The sequence below is a fragment of the Flavobacterium anhuiense genome, assembly GCF_900101855.1.
GTDB classification, from domain to species: Bacteria; Bacteroidota; Bacteroidia; order Flavobacteriales; family Flavobacteriaceae; genus Flavobacterium; species Flavobacterium anhuiense.
Map to the genome: position 1 here is coordinate 94,005 of NZ_FMVC01000006.1, position 17,010 is coordinate 111,014.

Here is a 17,010-nt window from a genome sequence, read left to right on the forward strand (position 1 = left end):
GTTATGATAGCAATATTATTGTCAACCTATAATGGAGAGAAATATTTACGCGATCAATTGGAAAGTTTGTATTGCCAGACATACAGTGAGTTCCAATTATTCGTGAGAGATGATGGCTCAACCGATTCTACGATAAGTATTTTGGAAGAATATGCTAGTAAATACTCAAATATTAGGGTGTTTAAGAGTGAAACAACAAATTTGGGAGCTTGTGAAAGTTTTATGTGGCTGTTAAAAAATGTTACTGCAGAATATTATATGTTTTGTGATCAGGACGATATCTGGTTTCCTTCTAAGGTGCAAATTAGCTTAGATGCTTTAGAATCTGAGAGCAAAAGATCTAATGAAAAAGCAATAATAGTGCATACTGACCTTATAGTTACAGATAATAATTTGGATATTATAGCTAAGTCTTTGTGGGAAAACGATAATATAACTCCAGCAAAAATAACAAGAAAATACTTAAAATTAGTGAATTATGTGACGGGATGCACAATGATGTTTAACCGTAAAGCAAGGGATTTATCTATAGAGTATATTGGTAATATTTTGATGCATGATTTCTGGATAAGCCTTTGTGTAGATTCTTCTAATGGAGTTATTGTTTCTTTACCTATTCCGACAATTTATTATAGGCAGCATACCAATAACGCTATTGGAGCTTCATATAAAAAACATAGATTTCCTATTCTTCAAAGATATTTTCATATACCAGATTTTAGCTATTCATACGATCTATATAATGTAATCCGCACAAAATATGATATTGGTTTTGCTAAGTATTTTATTTTAAGAATAACTTATTATTTAAAGTTTTAAAAAATGGAAAAGGTTGATGTCTCTGTGGTTATTGTAAATTACAATACTATGAAAATGACTAATGAATGTATTGATAGTTTGCATAAATTTACTAAAAATGTAAATATAGAGATTATTTTAGTTGATAATGCATCAACCGATGGCAGTAAAGATTTTTTCTCAAATGATAAACGAATTAGGTATTTATATTTGGAAGAAAATATTGGTTTTGGTAGAGCAAACAATGTGGGGGCTGAAGCGTCTAAAGGGAAATACATTTTTTTGTTAAATTCTGATACTATTCTTTTAGATGATGTGATTAGTAAGCTTTTTATTTTTGCTGAGAAGTATTCAAAGGAGGATTTAGGAGCAGTTGGAACATGTTTGATTAATTCAAATAAAGAGGATGCTCTTTCGTTTGGGCAATTTATAACTTCTAAGAGAATTTATAGAAGACTATTAGAGACCTTTAAAATCTTTAAAAATAAATTTGAGGTAGAGACATATGCAAAACTTATAAAAAATGGATTTTTAGAAGTTGATTTTGTATCAGGAGCAGACTTATTTATTCCTAAAACGGCCTTTAACAAGGTAAATGGTTTTGATCATGATTTTTTTATGTATTATGAAGAAACAGATCTCCAAAAACGTATGTCTAAATTAAATTTAAAAAGATATATCATTAATGTTAGAGATATAATTCATTTAGAAGGAGGTAGCTTCGAAGAAAAGTTGCCTTTTAGAAGAAAAATGATGATGACAAAAGGTATGAAACTTTACATTAATAAACATTTTAGAGGTATTTACAAATTTCAGATTCTTACTCTCTCGTTTTTAATTTTAATAAAAGATTTAATGAAACTTAATTATTCAAGGGAAGAAAGGTTTTCTTTGATAAAGGAAGTTATTAAATAAAAAAAGTCGATGAAAATTGCTTTTATATTGCCGTCTTTAGTGAATAAAGGACCAATAATTGTAGTACATAATATTGTAAAAAATCTCAAAAAGAGTGTAGATTTAATTGATGTTTATTATTTTGATGAATCTAACTCAAGTTTAAATTTTGAGTGCGATATCTATCAAATATCTAAAACACAATTTATTGATTTCGATAAGTACGATATAATCCATAGTCATACTCTTAGATCAGATCTGTATGTTTATAAATGGAAGAATAAGATCAAAAAAGCTAAAATATTAACCACTATACATCAAGACACTTTTGCAAGTTTTTCGATAAGATATAATAGATTTATCTCATCGATAATAACACTTTATTGGTGTTATGTTCAGCGTCAGTTTGATGGTGTTGTTGCAATTTCAAACCAATTAAAGAATAAATATAATAAACTCTTATCTGGAAAGATAACAACAATTTATAACGGTTGCGACATAACTGAAGCAAAAACACAGATAGAGATTGAGAATTTGATCAGACAATATAAAAATCATAAGTATAAAGTTCTTGGGGCATATGCAACGATTACCCAAGGGAAAGGACTTTTACAAATTGTAAAAGTTCTTGATTTGCTTCCTGATTATGTTTTTGTGCTTATAGGAGAAGGACCGTATTTGGAAACAATAAAAAGTTATGTTGAGAAATTCAAATTGTCGAATCAAGTATTATTTATACCATATATTGAAGCCCCGTATTCTTATTTAAGTCTAATGGATGTATACATGATGCCTTCTTATTCTGAAGGGTTTGGTTTAGCAATGGTTGAAGCTGCATTAGCAAAAAAATCCATAGTTTGTTCTAATATACCTTCTTTCAATGAGATTTTTAATTCAGATGAAGTATGTTTTTTTGAATTAGACAACTTAAATTCGTTAAGGAACTCGATCAAAACAGCGTATTTAGAACGCCTTCAAAGAGGAGAACGAGCAAACTCTAAAGTAACTATGTTTTTTACAGCAGAAAAGATGGCTGAAAACCACTTGTTATATTATAAAAAACTATTAAAAAAATAATTATGCCTACTTTTAAACAGAAAACACTTTTAATTACAGGAGGAACAGGATCGTTTGGTCATGCAGTTCTTAATCGTTTTTTACATACAGATCATTTTAGTGAAATACGTATTTTTTCTCGCGACGAAAAAAAACAAGATGACATGCGTAATCAGTTAAAAAATGAAAAACTAAAGTTTTATATCGGAGACGTTAGAGATTATAATAGTGTTGAACGCGCTATGAGGGGGGTAGATTATGTATTTCATGCAGCCGCCTTAAAACAAGTTCCTTCGTGTGAGTTCTTTCCTTTGGAAGCTACAAAAACAAATGTTTTAGGAACTCAAAATGTTATTGATGCCGCAGGAATTAATAAAGTTAAAAAAGTAATTTGTTTAAGTACAGACAAAGCTGCTTATCCAATAAATGCGATGGGTATTTCTAAAGCTTTGATGGAGAAAGTTGCCATTGCAGCAGCTAGAAATTTAATCGATACTACTGTTTGTTTAACAAGATATGGAAATGTAATGGCATCAAGGGGTTCTGTTATTCCATTATTTTTAAAACAAATTAAAGAAGGAAACCCAATAACAATTACAGATCCAAAAATGACACGGTTCTTAATGTCATTAGATGAAGCGGTAGAATTAGTGCTATTTGCTTTTGAACATGGAAATCCTGGAGATTTGTTCGTAAATAAAGCCCCTGCTGGAACAATTGGAGATTTAGCTCAAGCTTTAAAAGATTTGTGTCAGGCAGATACAGAAATTAAAATTATAGGAACACGTCATGGTGAGAAACTTTATGAAACGCTATGCACTAGAGAAGAAATGATAAAAGCCATAGATATGGGAGATTTCTACTGTATTCCTGCAGATAATCGTGATCTGAACTATGCAAAGTATTTTTCAGAAGGTGAGGAAGAAATTGCAACTGCTGAGGATTATCATTCTCACAACACAGAACAACTTGGAGTGCAAGGAATGAAGAAATTGTTGTCAAACTTACCATTAATCCGAAAAGAAGTTTTTGGAGAAGATATTTTTGTTTCAGCTAATTAAAAATAAGAATTTTTTATAGAAAAATATTTTAACTAAAAATGAATATGAAAAAGATTAAAGTGGCAACTATAATGGGGACTCGTCCTGAAATTATTAGATTGGCAGAATGTATTAAATTATGTGACCAGTATTTTGAACATGTTGTTATACATACAGGTCAAAATTATGATTACGAGTTAAATGAAATTTTTTTTGAGGATTTAGAATTAAGAAAACCTGATTTTTTCTTAAACGTTGCAGGAGATCATCTAGGTGAGACTATCGGTAACGTTATTTCAAAATCTTATGAAATACTTATACAAGAAAAACCAGATGCTTTATTGGTATTAGGTGACACAAATAGTGTTTTGAGTACAATTGCTGCTAAAAGGCTTAAAATTCCAATTTTTCATATGGAGGCTGGGAATAGATGTTTTGATCAAAATGTTCCAGAAGAAATTAATAGAAAAATTTCAGATCATATTTCAGATATAAATCTTACTTATACAGAACATAGTAGGAGGTATTTATTGAGTGAAGGCTTTAGAAAGGACCATGTCTTTGTTACAGGCTCACCATTGTTTGAAGTTTTAAAGAAAAACGAAACTAAAATCAAAAGTTCAAATATTGTTGAAAAGTTAAAATTAGAGAACGGAAAGTATATTGTCGTCAGTGCACATAGAGAAGAAAATATTGATTTGAAAAATCATTTTGAAATTTTAGTCGATTCATTAAACACAGTTGCTGAAAAATATAAGATGCCAGTTATTTTTTCGACACACCCAAGAACACGAAAAAAGATAGAAAATTCGAATATTGTTTTTAATCCTTTAATATTAAATGTTGCTCCTCTAGGTTTTTTCGATTATGTTAAGTTACAACAAGATGCATATGTAGTTTTATCTGATAGTGGAACTATTAGCGAAGAAGCAGCTATGATGGGATTTCCTGCGGTAAGCATTAGAACAAGTACAGAAAGGCCAGAAGCAGTTGACGCAGGAACAATTGTTTTAGGAGGCATTACTAAAGAAAGTATGATTAACTCAATTGAAATTACTAAAGGTCTTTCTATAGATGATAGTTCACAATTGCCATTTGAATATACCGTGAAAAATACTTCAGAACGAGTAGTAAGAATAATTCAAAGTTATACTCCAATCGTGAACAAGGTTATTTGGGATAAATAATTATTTAAAATCATTTCAGATGAAAAAAGTATTAATAATTGGTATTAAGGGAATGGCAGGACACATATTGTTTAAAATGCTGCCAACTTTAGGAGAATATGATGTTTATGGAGTTGCCAGAAATATAGAAACGACCGATAGAATCTTTAACCTTGATGTTTACAATGTTGAAGAATTAAAGAAAATTATCAATATAAATTTTGACATAATAGTAAATTGTATTGGAATTTTAAATAAAGATGCAGAAGATCACCCTGAAAAAGCAATATGGTTTAATAGTTATTTTCCTCACTTATTGGAGTCAATTACTAAAAACACCAAGACAAAAGTAATTAGTATTAGTACAGATTGTGTTTTTTCAGGAAAAAGAGGAGACTATACTGAATTAGATTTTAAAGATGGCCAAGGCTTTTATGCAACATCAAAAGCTTTAGGTGAAATTGTTAACGAAAAAGATTTGACAATTAGAACATCGATTATTGGACCAGAATTAAATAAGGAGGGTATAGGGCTATTTCACTGGTTTATGAATCAAAAGAATGAAGTAAACGGATATTCGCAAGCTTTTTGGTCAGGAATTACAACTGTAGAATTAGCAAAAGTGATTAATAGGGCAATTTTACAAGATTTAAAAGGTTTAATAATTGTTTCAGGTAAAAATAAAATTGATAAATTTAGTTTGTTAAAAATCTTCAATAAAATTTTTCGAAATAACTCATTAACAGTTTTAGAAAATACTAATTATAAGGTAGATAAAAGCATGAAAAGTTCTAGAAATGATTTTGATTATGAGGCTGTGCCTTATGAAGAAATGATTTTAGAAATGAAACAATGGGTAGATAGGGGTAATTATGATTATAACTAGTTAATGAAAATATTAATTGTTACGCAATATTTTTGGCCTGAGAGTTTTAAAATCAATGATTTAGCATTAGGACTAAAAGAGAGAGGGCATGAAGTTTCAATTTTAACAGCTATTCCTAATTATCCAAAAGGAGATTTTTTTGAGGATTATTCTTTTTGGAAAAATAATGATGAAGAGTGGAATGGAATTAAAATTTATAGATCTAAAATATTTTCAAGAGGAAACGGAAGTGCAAGATTATTGTTGAACTATATTTCATTTGTTTTCTTTTGTAGTATAAAGATCTTTTTTATTAAAGAAAAGTTCGATAAAATATTTGTTTATGAACCTTCGCCAGTAACCGTTGGAATTCCTGCAATTGTAGCAAGTCGAAAAATGAAAATACCATTTTATTTTTGGGTTCAGGATTTATGGCCAGAAAGCTTGTCTGCAGCGGGTGGAATAAAAAACAAATTTGTTTTAAATTTTTTTAATAGAATTACAAAGACAATATACAGCAACGCAAAAAAGATTTTGGTTCAATCAAAAGGCTTTGAAGGTTACATTAATTCACAAGGAGACTTTAAAGAAAAGCTTATTTACTATCCTAATTCTGCTGAAAAATTATATAAACCTTTAATTCCTACTTTAGATTATGAATCTATGTTGCCTAAAGGCTTTAAACTTTTATTTGCAGGTAATTTAGGTGAAGCACAAGGTATCGATACATTAATTGAGGCTGCAAAGATTGTCAAAGAAAAGAAAGTTGAAGTAAATTGGGTCTTTTTAGGTGATGGACGTCAAAAAGAATATTATATAAATAAAGTAAAGGAAAAAGATTTGGAATCTAATTTTTATTTTCTTGGTTCATTTCCAGCTAATACAATGCCCAGTTTTTTTTCTTGCTCAGATGCTTTAATCGTTTCATTAAAAAAAGATAAAATATTTTCTTTGACGATCCCTTCTAAATTACAATCTTATTTAGCTTGTGGGAAACCTATTTTAGCTTCATTAGATGGAGAAGGCGCAAAAATCGTGCAGGAATCAAAAGCAGGTTTTTCTTCACCTGCAGAAGATGCATCAACATTTGCGGAAAATGTTATTAAATTTTATAATTTGTCTTTAGAAGAAAGAGTTCAAATGCAAGATAATGCTTTGAAATATTTTAAAAATGAATTTGAAAGAGAAAAATTAATAGATAAACTTCTTGAAATATTAAAAAATTAAATGGAAATATTTATATCTGGTGCTTCAGGCTTTGTTGGACAAAATTTAGTTAGTTATTTATCTAATTTTAATTTTTCAATCAATAGTATTTCACTTAGAAATAATGACTGGAGACAGAAGTTGCAAGGCTATGCCATAATTCATTTAGCAGGTAAAGCTCACGATGTAAAAAATACAAGTGATGCCACAAGTTATTTTGAAATAAATACAAATTTAACAAAAGAATTATTTGATGCATTTTTAGAAAGTAACATAAGAGATTTTATTTATTTTAGCAGCGTAAAGGCTGTAGCTGACAGAGTTCAAGATATACTATTTGAAGATGTAAATACTAAACCTCAGACACCATATGGTGAGTCTAAAAGGCAAGCAGAAAACTATATTCTGGCAAAGAAGCTCCCTGAAGGGAAGCGAATTTTTATAATAAGACCTTGTATGATCCATGGTCCTGGAAACAAAGGGAATTTAAATTTACTTTTTAATTTAGTTAAAAAGGGAGTCCCTTATCCTTTAGGGTCTTTTAACAATGAGAGATCTTTTTTAGGTATTGATAATCTCAATTTCTTAATTAAAGAAATTCTTGAAAATAAAGAAATTCCTTCGGGTGTTTATAATTTTTCTGACGATGAAGTTTTATCTACTAATGATGTAGTAGGGATAATGTCGTCTGTTTTAAACAAAAGAAGTAAGTTAGTTAAAATTCCAAAAAGATTAATAACCAGTCTAGCAAAAGTGGGAGATTTACTCAAATTACCATTAAATTCTGAAACCATTCAAAAGTTGACTGAAAATTATAGGGTTTCAAATAAAAAAATAAAATTAGCTATTGGAATTGAAAAGCTCCCATTTACAGCTAAAGAAGGACTCGAAAAAACAATTAAAAGTTTTGTAAGTAAAGAATCAAATTACAACTTTTAAATTAAATTTAAAAAAATGAGAGTAGCACTTATTACAGGTATTACGGGTCAGGATGGATCATATTTAGCAGAGTTATTATTAGAAAAAGGATACATGGTTCATGGTGTAAAGAGAAGAGCTTCTTCTTTTAACACGCAACGTATTGATCACATCTATCAAGATCAGCATGAAACGCATGTGAACTTTAAATTACATTACGGAGATTTGACTGATTCTACAAATGTAATTCGTATTATTCAGGAAGTACAACCTGATGAGATATACAATTTGGGAGCAATGAGTCATGTGAAAGTATCTTTTGATTTGCCAGAATATGTTGCAAATGTGGATGGTATTGGCACGTTAAGAATTTTAGAAGCTATTCGTATTTTAGGATTGGAAAAGAAAACACGAATTTACCAAGCATCAACATCTGAATTATATGGTGGTTTGGCTGCGAATAAAAATGAAAAAGGATTATATGACGAGAACTCACCTTTTTACCCACGTTCACCTTATGGAGTAGCAAAAATTTACGGTTTTTGGATCACGAAAAATTATCGCGAAGCTTATGATATATTTGCTTGTAATGGTATTTTATTTAACCATGAATCACCACGTCGAGGAGAAACTTTCGTAACTCGTAAAATAACAATGGCTACTGCTGCTATTGCATTGGGAGAGCAAGAGTGCTTATATTTAGGTAATTTAGATGCTCAACGAGACTGGGGACACGCAAAAGATTATGTAGAAGCTATGTGGAGAATTCTTCAGCAAGATGTCGCAGAAGATTATGTAATTGCTATGGGAGAAACTACTTATGTACGTGATTTCGTTAGAATGTCATTTGCTGAAGTAGGAATAGATATTGAATTTAAAGGGGAAGGGGTAGATGAAAAAGGTTATGTAGCTTCTTGCAGTAATCCAAATTATCAAATAGAAATTGGCAAGCAAGTAATTTCTGTTGACCCACAATATTTCCGTCCAACTGAAGTAGATTTACTTATTGGTGATCCTACTAAATCAAAAACAAAATTAGGATGGATTCCTAAATATGATTTGGCAGGATTAGTTAAAGAAATGATGATGTCTGATCTTGATTATGTTAAAAGAGAAAAGATGTTAAGTGAAGTAAGATCAGCAATAAGATATTAAGTTAAGAAATCAGAATAATTTATTCTTGAAATTAAGAATATGAATTTAAAAGATAAAATATATATAGCTGGGCATCGTGGAATGGTAGGTTCTGCTATTTTACGTCAATTAAAAGCTAAAGGATATACAAATTTCGTATTAAAGACTTCTTCAGAATTGGACTTGAGAAATCAACAAGCTGTTGCAGATTTCTTTGCTGAAGAAAAGCCAGATTATGTTTTTTTAGCCGCGGCAAAAGTTGGAGGAATTATCGCGAATAATACTTACAAAGGAGATTTCATTTACGAGAATCTTATGATACAAAATAATGTCATTCATCAATCTTACTTAAACAATGTTAAGAAATTGATGTTTTTAGGGTCTTCTTGTATCTATCCTAAAATGGCTCCTCAGCCCTTAAAAGAAGAATATATGCTTACAGGGGAATTAGAGCCAACTAATGAACCGTATGCAATCGCAAAAATTGCAGGAATTAAAATGTGTGATGCTTACAGAGACCAGTTTGGCTGTAATTTTATTTCTGTTATGCCTACAAATCTATATGGCCCTAATGATAATTATGATTTAAAAAACTCTCATGTTCTTCCAGCAATGCTAAGAAAATTTATTACTGCAAAACGCAATAATGAAGCTTCTGTTACTATTTGGGGAACAGGAAGTCCGAAAAGAGAGTTTTTACATGCAGACGATCTTGCAGAGGCTTGTTTGTATTTAATGGAAAATTATAATGAACAGGGATTAGTGAATATTGGCGTGGGCGAAGATATATCAATTTTAGATTTGGCTATTTTAGTAAAAAAAATAGTTGGTTTCGAAGGAGAAATTCTAACAGATACTTCTAAACCCGATGGAACTCCACGCAAACTTATGGATGTTTCAAAATTAAACAGTTTTGGATGGAAAGCTAAAATGAGTTTAGAAGAAGGTATTCAAAAAGTTTATGACGAAGTAAAAGATACTAACTGGGAATAATTTCATAAAATGGAATATACACTTTTAGGAATTGTTTTAATGATTATTATGCTACTTTATTTTAAAGTAGCAGATCATTTTAATATAATTGATAAACCCAATCAAAGAAGTTCCCATACAGAAATCACGTTGCGTGGCGGCGGAATAATTTTTTGGTTTTCAGCTTTGCTTTATTTTGCGCAACATATTCAAACTAATTATTTTTTCTTTACTGGAATAACCTTAGTTAGTTTAGTCAGTTTTTGGGACGATATTCAAAGTTTATCAAATAAAATCCGAATATCTATTCATTTTCTAGCAATCACATTAATTTTTTATGATCTAGACTTGTTTCATTTAATGCCTATTTGGGTTGTTGTAATTGCATATGTTTTAGCTATCGGACTCATTAATGCATATAATTTTATGGATGGTATTAATGGTATTACAGGTCTGTATACTTTAGTCGTAATGGGATCATTATTGTATGTCAATATAAAAATTCAGCTTTTTACTGATGTAATGTTTATAAAATATGCAATGCTTGCGAGTTTAGTTTTCCTATTTTTTAATTATAGAAAGAAAGCAAAATGTTTTGCAGGTGATGTAGGAAGTATTGCCATCGCTTTTTGGATAATTTATTTGGTTGTAAAACTAATTCTAGTAACAGAATCGCTTATTTGGTTATTGTTTTTAGCAGTTTATGGAGTTGATGCAGTTTGCACAATTTTACATAGACTTTACCTTAAACAAAATATTTTTGAAGCACATAGATTGCACTTGTATCAAGTGTTGAGTAATGAATATAAAATCCAACATCGGTTAGTATCTCTTTTTTATGCTTTAGTTCAGACAGTAACTTCTTTTTTAGTGATTTTTCTTTATCAAAAAGTTCAAGATGAGATTATATTCTTAATTGTAATTTTACCATTAATGTTGCTTTATTCATCAAAATTTTATTTGTTAAACAAAAGTAATTTAAGATTGAATCATGGAGCCTAAAATAATTCAGGGAGGAAAATTTTCAGATCATCGAGGAAGTATCTCATATGTGAATGAGTTTAGCTTTACAGATATTGAAAGGTTTTATATTATAAGTAATTCGACAGAAAATCCAATTCGGGCTTGGCAAGGACATAAATTAGATACTAAAAATTTTTATTGTCTTTCAGGGTCTTTTAAAATTCATTTTATAAAAATTGACAATTGGGAGAATCCTTCAAAAGATTTGGCTATTGAGACTGTTTTAGTTACAGAATCTGATAGCAAAATTGTTCACATACCGGCCGGTTATGCAAATGCAGTAGAATCTCTTGAAGAGAATTCAAAATTAATATCCTTTTCTACATTGCCTTTAGCAAATGTAATCGATGATGATGTTCGCTATCCACCAAGTTATTGGTTATTCAAATAATGAAAGATAATAGAATTTACTTGTCATTATCTCAAGAAAGCGGTTATGAGCAAGAATATATTGATAGAGCTTTAAAATCGAATTGGATTACTTCTGGAGGACCAAATGTTGATGAATTTGAGGATGAACTTCAGAATTATTTTAATAATGAAAATTTTGTAGCAGCATCAAATTCAGGAACGTCTGCTATTCATTTAGCATTAATTCTCTTAGGTGTTAAAAATGGAGACGAAGTAATTTGCCAAAGTATGACTTTTGCAGCTTCGGCAAATCCAATTTTATATCAAAATGCAATTCCAATATTTGTAGATAGTGAAATAGATACTTGGAATATTTGTCCCAAAAATCTTGAGATCGCTATAAAAGATAGAATCGAGAAAGGAAAAAAACCGAAAGCAATTATAGCGGTTCATTTATACGGTATGCCTTATAGAGTGGATGAAATACATTCAATTGCTGATAAATATGAAATACCAATTATTGAGGATAGCGCTGAAGCACTTGGAAGTAGTTATAAAGGGAAAAAATGTGGAAGTTTTGGCACTTTTGGCGTTTTGTCTTTTAATGGGAATAAAATTATCACCACTTCTAGCGGGGGTGCATTAATAACTAAGTCTAAAGAGATCAAGGAGAAAGCAATTTTTTATGCTACTCAATCAAAAGATTCAACGATACATTACCAGCATAGCGAAATAGGTTACAATTATAGAATGAGTAATATTTGCGCTGGGATTGGTCTTGGACAAATGAAAATCTTAGAAAAGAATATTAGTTTAAGACAAGACAATCATTTGTTTTATCAAGAAACCTTTAAAGAAGTTAAAAGTGTAAGACTTTTTGATAATCTAAACAATGATTTCTTTTCTAATTATTGGCTTAATACAATACTACTAGAAACAAAAGAAGAAAAAGAAAAGTTAAGGCTTGCTTTTAATGAAGCCAATATCGAAAGTCGTCCATTATGGAAGCCAATGCATTTACAGCCAATTTTTGAAAAATACCCATATTATGGAAGTAAAGTTGCTGAAGAGTTATTTGAAAGAGGCTTATGCTTGCCATCAGGATCAAATTTAACTAATACCGATAAAAGTAGAATAAAAGAAGTTATTACTAATTTCTGTAAATGAATATAAAATTAGAAAATGAAAATCGAAGAAACATTTATAAAAGATTTGGTAATTGTAGAGCCAACAGTATTTGGAGACGAAAGAGGCTACTTTTTTGAATCCTATAGTAAAACTAAGCTTGAAGATTTAGGAATTAACATTGAATTTGTTCAGGATAATCAGTCATTCTCAAAAAAAGGAACTTTAAGAGGATTGCATTACCAAAATCCTCCTTTTGCGCAGACAAAATTAGTTCGTGTTTTGGAAGGAGAAATTATTGATGTTGCAGTAGATCTACGAAAAGATTCTCCAACTTATGGGAAATCATTTAGCATTTTACTATCAGCAGAGAATAAAAAACAATTATTGGTGCCTCAAGGATTTGCTCACGGATTTTCTGTTATTAGTGAAACTGCTTCGGTTATGTATAAATGTGATCAATTTTATAACAAAGCTTCTGAAGGAGGAATCAAATATGATGATCCATCTTTGAATATTGATTGGGGAATGAATCTTGAGGAGGCTATTGTTTCGGAAAAAGATCAAATTTTGCCATTTATTGAAAACTGTAATAGTTTATTTTAATGAAAAAAATTCTAGTAACTGGCGCCACAGGACAATTAGGATCTGAACTTTCAGTTTTAGCGCCTTTGCATACTCAATATGAATGGGTATTTGCAGATAGAACTCAAATTACATTAGATAATTTAGAAATACTTCAATCTCAATTAGAAGTAATTAACCCAAACATTATATTAAATTGCGGTGCTTATACAGCTGTTGATAAAGCTGAATCAGAAAAAGATTTGGCTTTTAAAGTAAATCATTTAGCAGTAGAGTTAATAGCAAAATATGCTAAAGAAAATAGCGCTAAACTAATTCATATTTCGACAGATTATGTTTTTGATGGCGATTCGTCTATAGCTTTAAATGAAGAAGCTGAAACTAGTCCTATAAATGTTTATGGAGAAAGTAAATTGGCTGGTGAAATTGCTTGTTTGAAAGAAAACCCAGAATCAATTATTATTAGAACTTCTTGGGTTTACAGCACGTTCGGAAATAATTTTGTTAAAACGATGCAACGATTAATGCAGGAAAGATATGAAATTAATGTGGTAAATGACCAGATTGGTTCACCAACTTATGCTGCCGATCTTGCGCAAGCAATGATTGATATTATCGGATCTGCAAAATGGATTCCAGGGATTTATAATTATTCGAATGAAGGAGAAATCAGCTGGTATGAATTTGCGTTAAGCATTAAAGAGCTTGGAGGGTATAATTGTAAAGTTGGAGGGATTCCATCTTCATCTTACCCAACTCCAGCAAAAAGACCAAGCTTTTCATTATTAAATAAGGAAAAAATAAAAACAGTCTATAATCTGAATATTCCAGATTATAGAAAAAGTTTAAAAAAAATGTTTGTTTAAAAATCTAAGACTAGAATTTTTGAGGTTAAAAATCTGAAATTAAGATTATGAAAGGAATTATATTAGCTGGAGGTTCCGGCACAAGATTGCATCCATTAACATTAGCTGTAAGTAAACAATTAATGCCTGTTTACGATAAACCTATGATTTATTATCCATTATCTACTTTAATGATGGCCGGAATCAATGAGATCTTAATTATCTCTACCCCTCATGATTTACCTCATTTCAAGAAACTTTTAGGTGATGGAAGCACAATTGGTTGTAAATTTAGCTATGCAGAACAGCCAGATCCGAATGGTTTGGCACAGGCTTTTGTAATAGGCGAAGAATTTATTGGTAAAGATAAGGTGGCATTAGTACTCGGAGACAATATTTTCTTTGGAACTAATATGCAACAACTTTTAAAAGATAATGCTGATCCAGAAGGAGGAGTAGTTTTTGCTTATCATGTTGCAGATCCAGAAAGATATGGAGTAGTTGAATTTGACGAAAATAAAAATGCCATTTCTATAGAAGAAAAACCTTTAGAGCCAAAATCAAATTATGCCGTTCCAGGACTTTATTTCTACGATAATTCTGTTGTTGAAATTGCCAAAAATATTAAGCCTAGCGCCCGTGGTGAATATGAAATTACAGATGTGAATAAGGTTTACTTAGAAAAAGGAAAACTAAAAGTAGGAATATTAAGCCGAGGAACAGCTTGGTTAGATACAGGAACTTTTAATAGTTTAATGCAAGCTGGACAATTTGTTCAGGTTTTAGAAGAAAGACAAGGTTTAAAAGTTGGTTGTATCGAAGAAATTGCTTGGCGACAAGGATTTATTGATGATGCTCAACTTGAGGAATTGGCTCAACCACTACTTAAATCAGGTTATGGAACTTACCTATTGGAGTTTTTGAAACAAAAGAAAAGAGGTGTTAAAATTTAATTTACACCTATTAAGTAATTATTTAAAACCTTTAATTTGTATTTTTGTATAAAGTTCAAATTTTACTGACTTAAAAAAAGCTAAATTGAATACAGAAAAACCAAATAATATAACCTCTTTATTGTATAAAACCTTTTCTCCAAGAAATCTTAGGGCAAATATCAATAATTTGAGTTATTTGCCGAGATGGATTATTGTTGCAATTGATGTAATGGTTTTGTTCTTTTCATTTTCATTCACTTATTTGCTCTTTGATGGAACCGCAATAGGATATATTATAACATCGCACGATTTTTATTTTGTAGCCAGTTTAATAACGGTCAATATATTTTTCTTTTGGCTTTTTAGAACATATTCTGGAATTATTAGGCACTCTTCCTATATAGATGCCATAAAACTGCTTTTTTCACAGATGTCAGTTTTAGTGTTTTTCTTATTTGTGAATTTAGTATTTGAATTGTACACAGGACATAAAGCTTTTCTAAATACTGCCCTTTTTATTAATTTAGTTTTGTCTTTTTGTGGTTTGTTTTTATATCGTGTAATTGTAAAACAGACTTTTGAAATGTATTTTTCAGAAAAAGCTACAACAAAGCTCGTGCGAACAGTTATTTATGGTACAGATGCAAATGCAATTTCAGTAGCTAATGCTTTAAAATTTGAAACTCCTTCACGATTTAAAATTGTTGGATTTGTAGATAAGAATAATCAGAATGCGTCTAAACGTATGCTTGATCTGCCTATCTTAATTTTAAGAAAAAAGCTTCCAGCTCTTATGCGCTCTGTCGCTGCAGAAGGTGTAATTATTGCTGACAAAAGCTTGACTAAAGACGAGCAACTTATTATTGTTGATCAGTGTTTAGAGTTTAACTACAGAGTATATACCGTTCCACTAATATCTGATTGGGAAAACCAAAAAGAAATTTCTCAAAAAGTAAAAAATATACAGATTGAAGATTTATTGGAAAGAAAACCTATAGTTCTAGATAGTAAATCAATTTCTAAACAATTAAAAGACAAAACAATTTTAATTACTGGCGCTGCTGGTTCAATTGGAAGCGAGATTGTAAGACAGGTTCTGAATTTCAATCCGAAAAATGTTATTGTTTTGGATCATGCTGAGACTCCATTGCATAATTTGTGCTTAGAAACGCAAGCAATGAATTTCAGCACAAAAATTGTTGCTGTAATTGCAGATGTACGAAGCAAGAAAGCACTTGAGAAAGTATTTAAAAATTATAATCCACATGTTGTTTTTCATGCTGCTGCATATAAACATGTGCCTTTAATGGAAGAAAACCCTGCTCAGGCAATTCAAACTAACATAAAAGGAACTAAAAACCTTGCAGATTTAGCTTGTAAGTATCGAGTGAAGAAATTTGTAATGGTTTCTACAGATAAGGCTGTGAATCCAAGTAACGTAATGGGCGCAAGTAAACGCATTGCTGAAAAATATGTTCAATCTTTGTTCTTAAAAAATCAAAGAGAGAATGTTGAAGGAGGCACGAAATTTATTACGACTCGTTTTGGAAATGTTCTAGGATCAAATGGATCCGTTGTTCCTTTATTTACGAAACAAATTGCAGAAGGAGGGCCAGTAACCATTACACATCAAGATATTATTCGTTATTTCATGACAATCCCAGAAGCTTGCCAATTGGTATTGGAAGCAGGTGCGATGGGTAATGGTGGAGAAATCTATATTTTTGATATGGGTAAACCCGTTAGAATTATTGATTTAGCACGAAAAATGATTAAATTGGCCGGTTTTATACCAGATAAAGAAATTAAAATTAAAATTGTTGGTCTAAGACCTGGAGAAAAACTTTATGAAGAATTATTGAATGACACTTCTAAAACTCTTCCAACATATCATAATAAGATCATGATTGCACAAGAGATTCAAGATGAGTACGAAACCCTTCATAATGATGTTGATGAATTAATTGGCATTGCTGATTTTTACGAAAATGATGATATAGTAGCAAAGATGAAAAAAATTGTTCCAGAATTTAAAAGTATGAATTCTACTTTTGAAGTTCTCGATAAATAATTTTACATTTGGGCAAAATTTTAATA

Annotated in this window: 17 protein-coding genes; all 17 read left to right on the forward strand. The window is 30.4% G+C overall.

Translation table 11 applies throughout. The features are described 5' to 3' along the window. The first annotated feature begins 3 nt into the window (after positions 1 to 3). The 17 genes from BLP44_RS16415 (at position 4) to BLP44_RS16495 (ending at position 16,984) form a co-directional block, all read left to right on the forward strand. Positions 4 to 819: a glycosyltransferase family 2 protein gene (locus BLP44_RS16415; protein WP_091134546.1), complete on the forward strand. Its 816-nt coding sequence runs from the start codon at positions 4 to 6 to the stop codon at positions 817 to 819. A 3-nt stretch (positions 820 to 822) separates the two neighbouring features. Beyond that, a complete protein-coding gene (locus BLP44_RS16420; RefSeq protein ID WP_091134548.1) occupies positions 823 to 1,713 on the forward strand; it encodes a glycosyltransferase family 2 protein in 891 nt (296 codons plus the stop codon). 9 nt (positions 1,714 to 1,722) lie between these two features. Further along, entirely contained in the window at positions 1,723 to 2,769 is a 1,047-nt protein-coding gene (locus tag BLP44_RS16425) for a glycosyltransferase family 4 protein (protein ID WP_091134550.1), read from the forward strand. A gap of 2 nt (positions 2,770 to 2,771) precedes the next feature. Next, positions 2,772 to 3,809, forward strand: a complete 1,038-nt coding sequence (locus tag BLP44_RS16430; protein WP_091134552.1) for a polysaccharide biosynthesis protein — start codon at positions 2,772 to 2,774, stop codon at positions 3,807 to 3,809. 44 nt (positions 3,810 to 3,853) lie between these two features. Further along, positions 3,854 to 4,975, forward strand: a complete 1,122-nt coding sequence (wecB, locus tag BLP44_RS16435) for a non-hydrolyzing UDP-N-acetylglucosamine 2-epimerase (protein WP_091134882.1) — start codon at positions 3,854 to 3,856, stop codon at positions 4,973 to 4,975. Between the two features lie 19 nt (positions 4,976 to 4,994). Then, positions 4,995 to 5,840: a sugar nucleotide-binding protein gene (locus BLP44_RS16440; RefSeq protein ID WP_091134554.1), complete on the forward strand. Its 846-nt coding sequence runs from the start codon at positions 4,995 to 4,997 to the stop codon at positions 5,838 to 5,840. A gap of 3 nt (positions 5,841 to 5,843) precedes the next feature. Then, positions 5,844 to 7,046 (forward strand): glycosyltransferase family 4 protein, encoded by a 1,203-nt coding sequence (locus tag BLP44_RS16445; RefSeq protein WP_091134556.1) that lies wholly within the window; start codon positions 5,844 to 5,846, stop codon positions 7,044 to 7,046. After that, positions 7,047 to 7,964 carry an NAD-dependent epimerase/dehydratase family protein gene (locus BLP44_RS16450; protein WP_091134557.1) on the forward strand — a complete coding sequence of 306 codons (918 nt, stop codon included), beginning with the start codon at positions 7,047 to 7,049 and terminating at the stop codon, positions 7,962 to 7,964. A gap of 15 nt (positions 7,965 to 7,979) precedes the next feature. Beyond that, positions 7,980 to 9,098 carry a GDP-mannose 4,6-dehydratase gene (gene gmd / locus BLP44_RS16455; RefSeq protein ID WP_091134560.1) on the forward strand — a complete coding sequence of 373 codons (1,119 nt, stop codon included), beginning with the start codon at positions 7,980 to 7,982 and terminating at the stop codon, positions 9,096 to 9,098. A 39-nt stretch (positions 9,099 to 9,137) separates the two neighbouring features. After that, entirely contained in the window at positions 9,138 to 10,070 is a 933-nt protein-coding gene (locus BLP44_RS16460; protein ID WP_091134562.1) for a GDP-L-fucose synthase family protein, read from the forward strand. A 9-nt stretch (positions 10,071 to 10,079) separates the two neighbouring features. Beyond that, entirely contained in the window at positions 10,080 to 11,051 is a 972-nt protein-coding gene (locus tag BLP44_RS16465) for an MraY family glycosyltransferase (protein WP_091134564.1), read from the forward strand. Next, positions 11,041 to 11,463 (forward strand): WxcM-like domain-containing protein, encoded by a 423-nt coding sequence (locus BLP44_RS16470; RefSeq protein ID WP_091134566.1) that lies wholly within the window; start codon positions 11,041 to 11,043, stop codon positions 11,461 to 11,463. Before BLP44_RS16465 ends, BLP44_RS16470 begins: the two co-directional genes overlap by 11 nt. Beyond that, positions 11,463 to 12,590, forward strand: a complete 1,128-nt coding sequence (locus tag BLP44_RS16475) for a DegT/DnrJ/EryC1/StrS family aminotransferase (RefSeq protein ID WP_091134568.1) — start codon at positions 11,463 to 11,465, stop codon at positions 12,588 to 12,590. Before BLP44_RS16470 ends, BLP44_RS16475 begins: the two co-directional genes overlap by 1 nt. A 15-nt stretch (positions 12,591 to 12,605) precedes the next feature. Further along, the gene (gene rfbC / locus BLP44_RS16480) at positions 12,606 to 13,154 is read left to right on the forward strand and encodes a dTDP-4-dehydrorhamnose 3,5-epimerase (RefSeq protein ID WP_091134570.1); all 549 of its coding nucleotides are present in this window, start codon (positions 12,606 to 12,608) and stop codon (positions 13,152 to 13,154) included. Continuing rightward, positions 13,154 to 13,999, forward strand: coding sequence for a dTDP-4-dehydrorhamnose reductase (gene rfbD / locus BLP44_RS16485; protein WP_091134572.1), 846 nt, complete (start codon positions 13,154 to 13,156; stop codon positions 13,997 to 13,999). The genes rfbC and rfbD overlap by 1 nt, the downstream gene beginning before the upstream one ends. A gap of 47 nt (positions 14,000 to 14,046) precedes the next feature. Continuing rightward, entirely contained in the window at positions 14,047 to 14,931 is an 885-nt protein-coding gene (gene rfbA / locus BLP44_RS16490; protein WP_091134574.1) for a glucose-1-phosphate thymidylyltransferase RfbA, read from the forward strand. A gap of 85 nt (positions 14,932 to 15,016) precedes the next feature. Beyond that, on the forward strand, positions 15,017 to 16,984 hold the full coding sequence (locus tag BLP44_RS16495) for a polysaccharide biosynthesis protein (protein WP_091134576.1): 1,968 nt from the start codon (positions 15,017 to 15,019) through the stop codon (positions 16,982 to 16,984). The last annotated feature ends 26 nt before the right edge of the window (positions 16,985 to 17,010 follow it).

What these genes read in the sequence shown, in the direction of transcription:
- BLP44_RS16415 (WP_091134546.1), top strand. Translation starts at nt 4, where the DNA reads ATGATAGCAATATTATTGTCAACCTATAATGGAGAGAAATATTTACGC.
- BLP44_RS16425 (WP_091134550.1), top strand. Translation starts at nt 1,723, where the DNA reads ATGAAAATTGCTTTTATATTGCCGTCTTTAGTGAATAAAGGACCAATA.
- wecB (WP_091134882.1), top strand. Translation starts at nt 3,854, where the DNA reads ATGAAAAAGATTAAAGTGGCAACTATAATGGGGACTCGTCCTGAAATT.
- BLP44_RS16450 (WP_091134557.1), top strand. Translation starts at nt 7,047, where the DNA reads ATGGAAATATTTATATCTGGTGCTTCAGGCTTTGTTGGACAAAATTTA.
- rfbC (WP_091134570.1), top strand. Translation starts at nt 12,606, where the DNA reads ATGAAAATCGAAGAAACATTTATAAAAGATTTGGTAATTGTAGAGCCA.
- BLP44_RS16430 (WP_091134552.1), top strand. Translation starts at nt 2,772, where the DNA reads ATGCCTACTTTTAAACAGAAAACACTTTTAATTACAGGAGGAACAGGA.
- BLP44_RS16460 (WP_091134562.1), top strand. Translation starts at nt 9,138, where the DNA reads ATGAATTTAAAAGATAAAATATATATAGCTGGGCATCGTGGAATGGTA.
- rfbA (WP_091134574.1), top strand. Translation starts at nt 14,047, where the DNA reads ATGAAAGGAATTATATTAGCTGGAGGTTCCGGCACAAGATTGCATCCA.
- gmd (WP_091134560.1), top strand. Translation starts at nt 7,980, where the DNA reads ATGAGAGTAGCACTTATTACAGGTATTACGGGTCAGGATGGATCATAT.
- BLP44_RS16465 (WP_091134564.1), top strand. Translation starts at nt 10,080, where the DNA reads ATGGAATATACACTTTTAGGAATTGTTTTAATGATTATTATGCTACTT.
- rfbD (WP_091134572.1), top strand. Translation starts at nt 13,154, where the DNA reads ATGAAAAAAATTCTAGTAACTGGCGCCACAGGACAATTAGGATCTGAA.
- BLP44_RS16445 (WP_091134556.1), top strand. Translation starts at nt 5,844, where the DNA reads ATGAAAATATTAATTGTTACGCAATATTTTTGGCCTGAGAGTTTTAAA.
- BLP44_RS16440 (WP_091134554.1), top strand. Translation starts at nt 4,995, where the DNA reads ATGAAAAAAGTATTAATAATTGGTATTAAGGGAATGGCAGGACACATA.
- BLP44_RS16475 (WP_091134568.1), top strand. Translation starts at nt 11,463, where the DNA reads ATGAAAGATAATAGAATTTACTTGTCATTATCTCAAGAAAGCGGTTAT.
- BLP44_RS16470 (WP_091134566.1), top strand. Translation starts at nt 11,041, where the DNA reads ATGGAGCCTAAAATAATTCAGGGAGGAAAATTTTCAGATCATCGAGGA.
- BLP44_RS16420 (WP_091134548.1), top strand. Translation starts at nt 823, where the DNA reads ATGGAAAAGGTTGATGTCTCTGTGGTTATTGTAAATTACAATACTATG.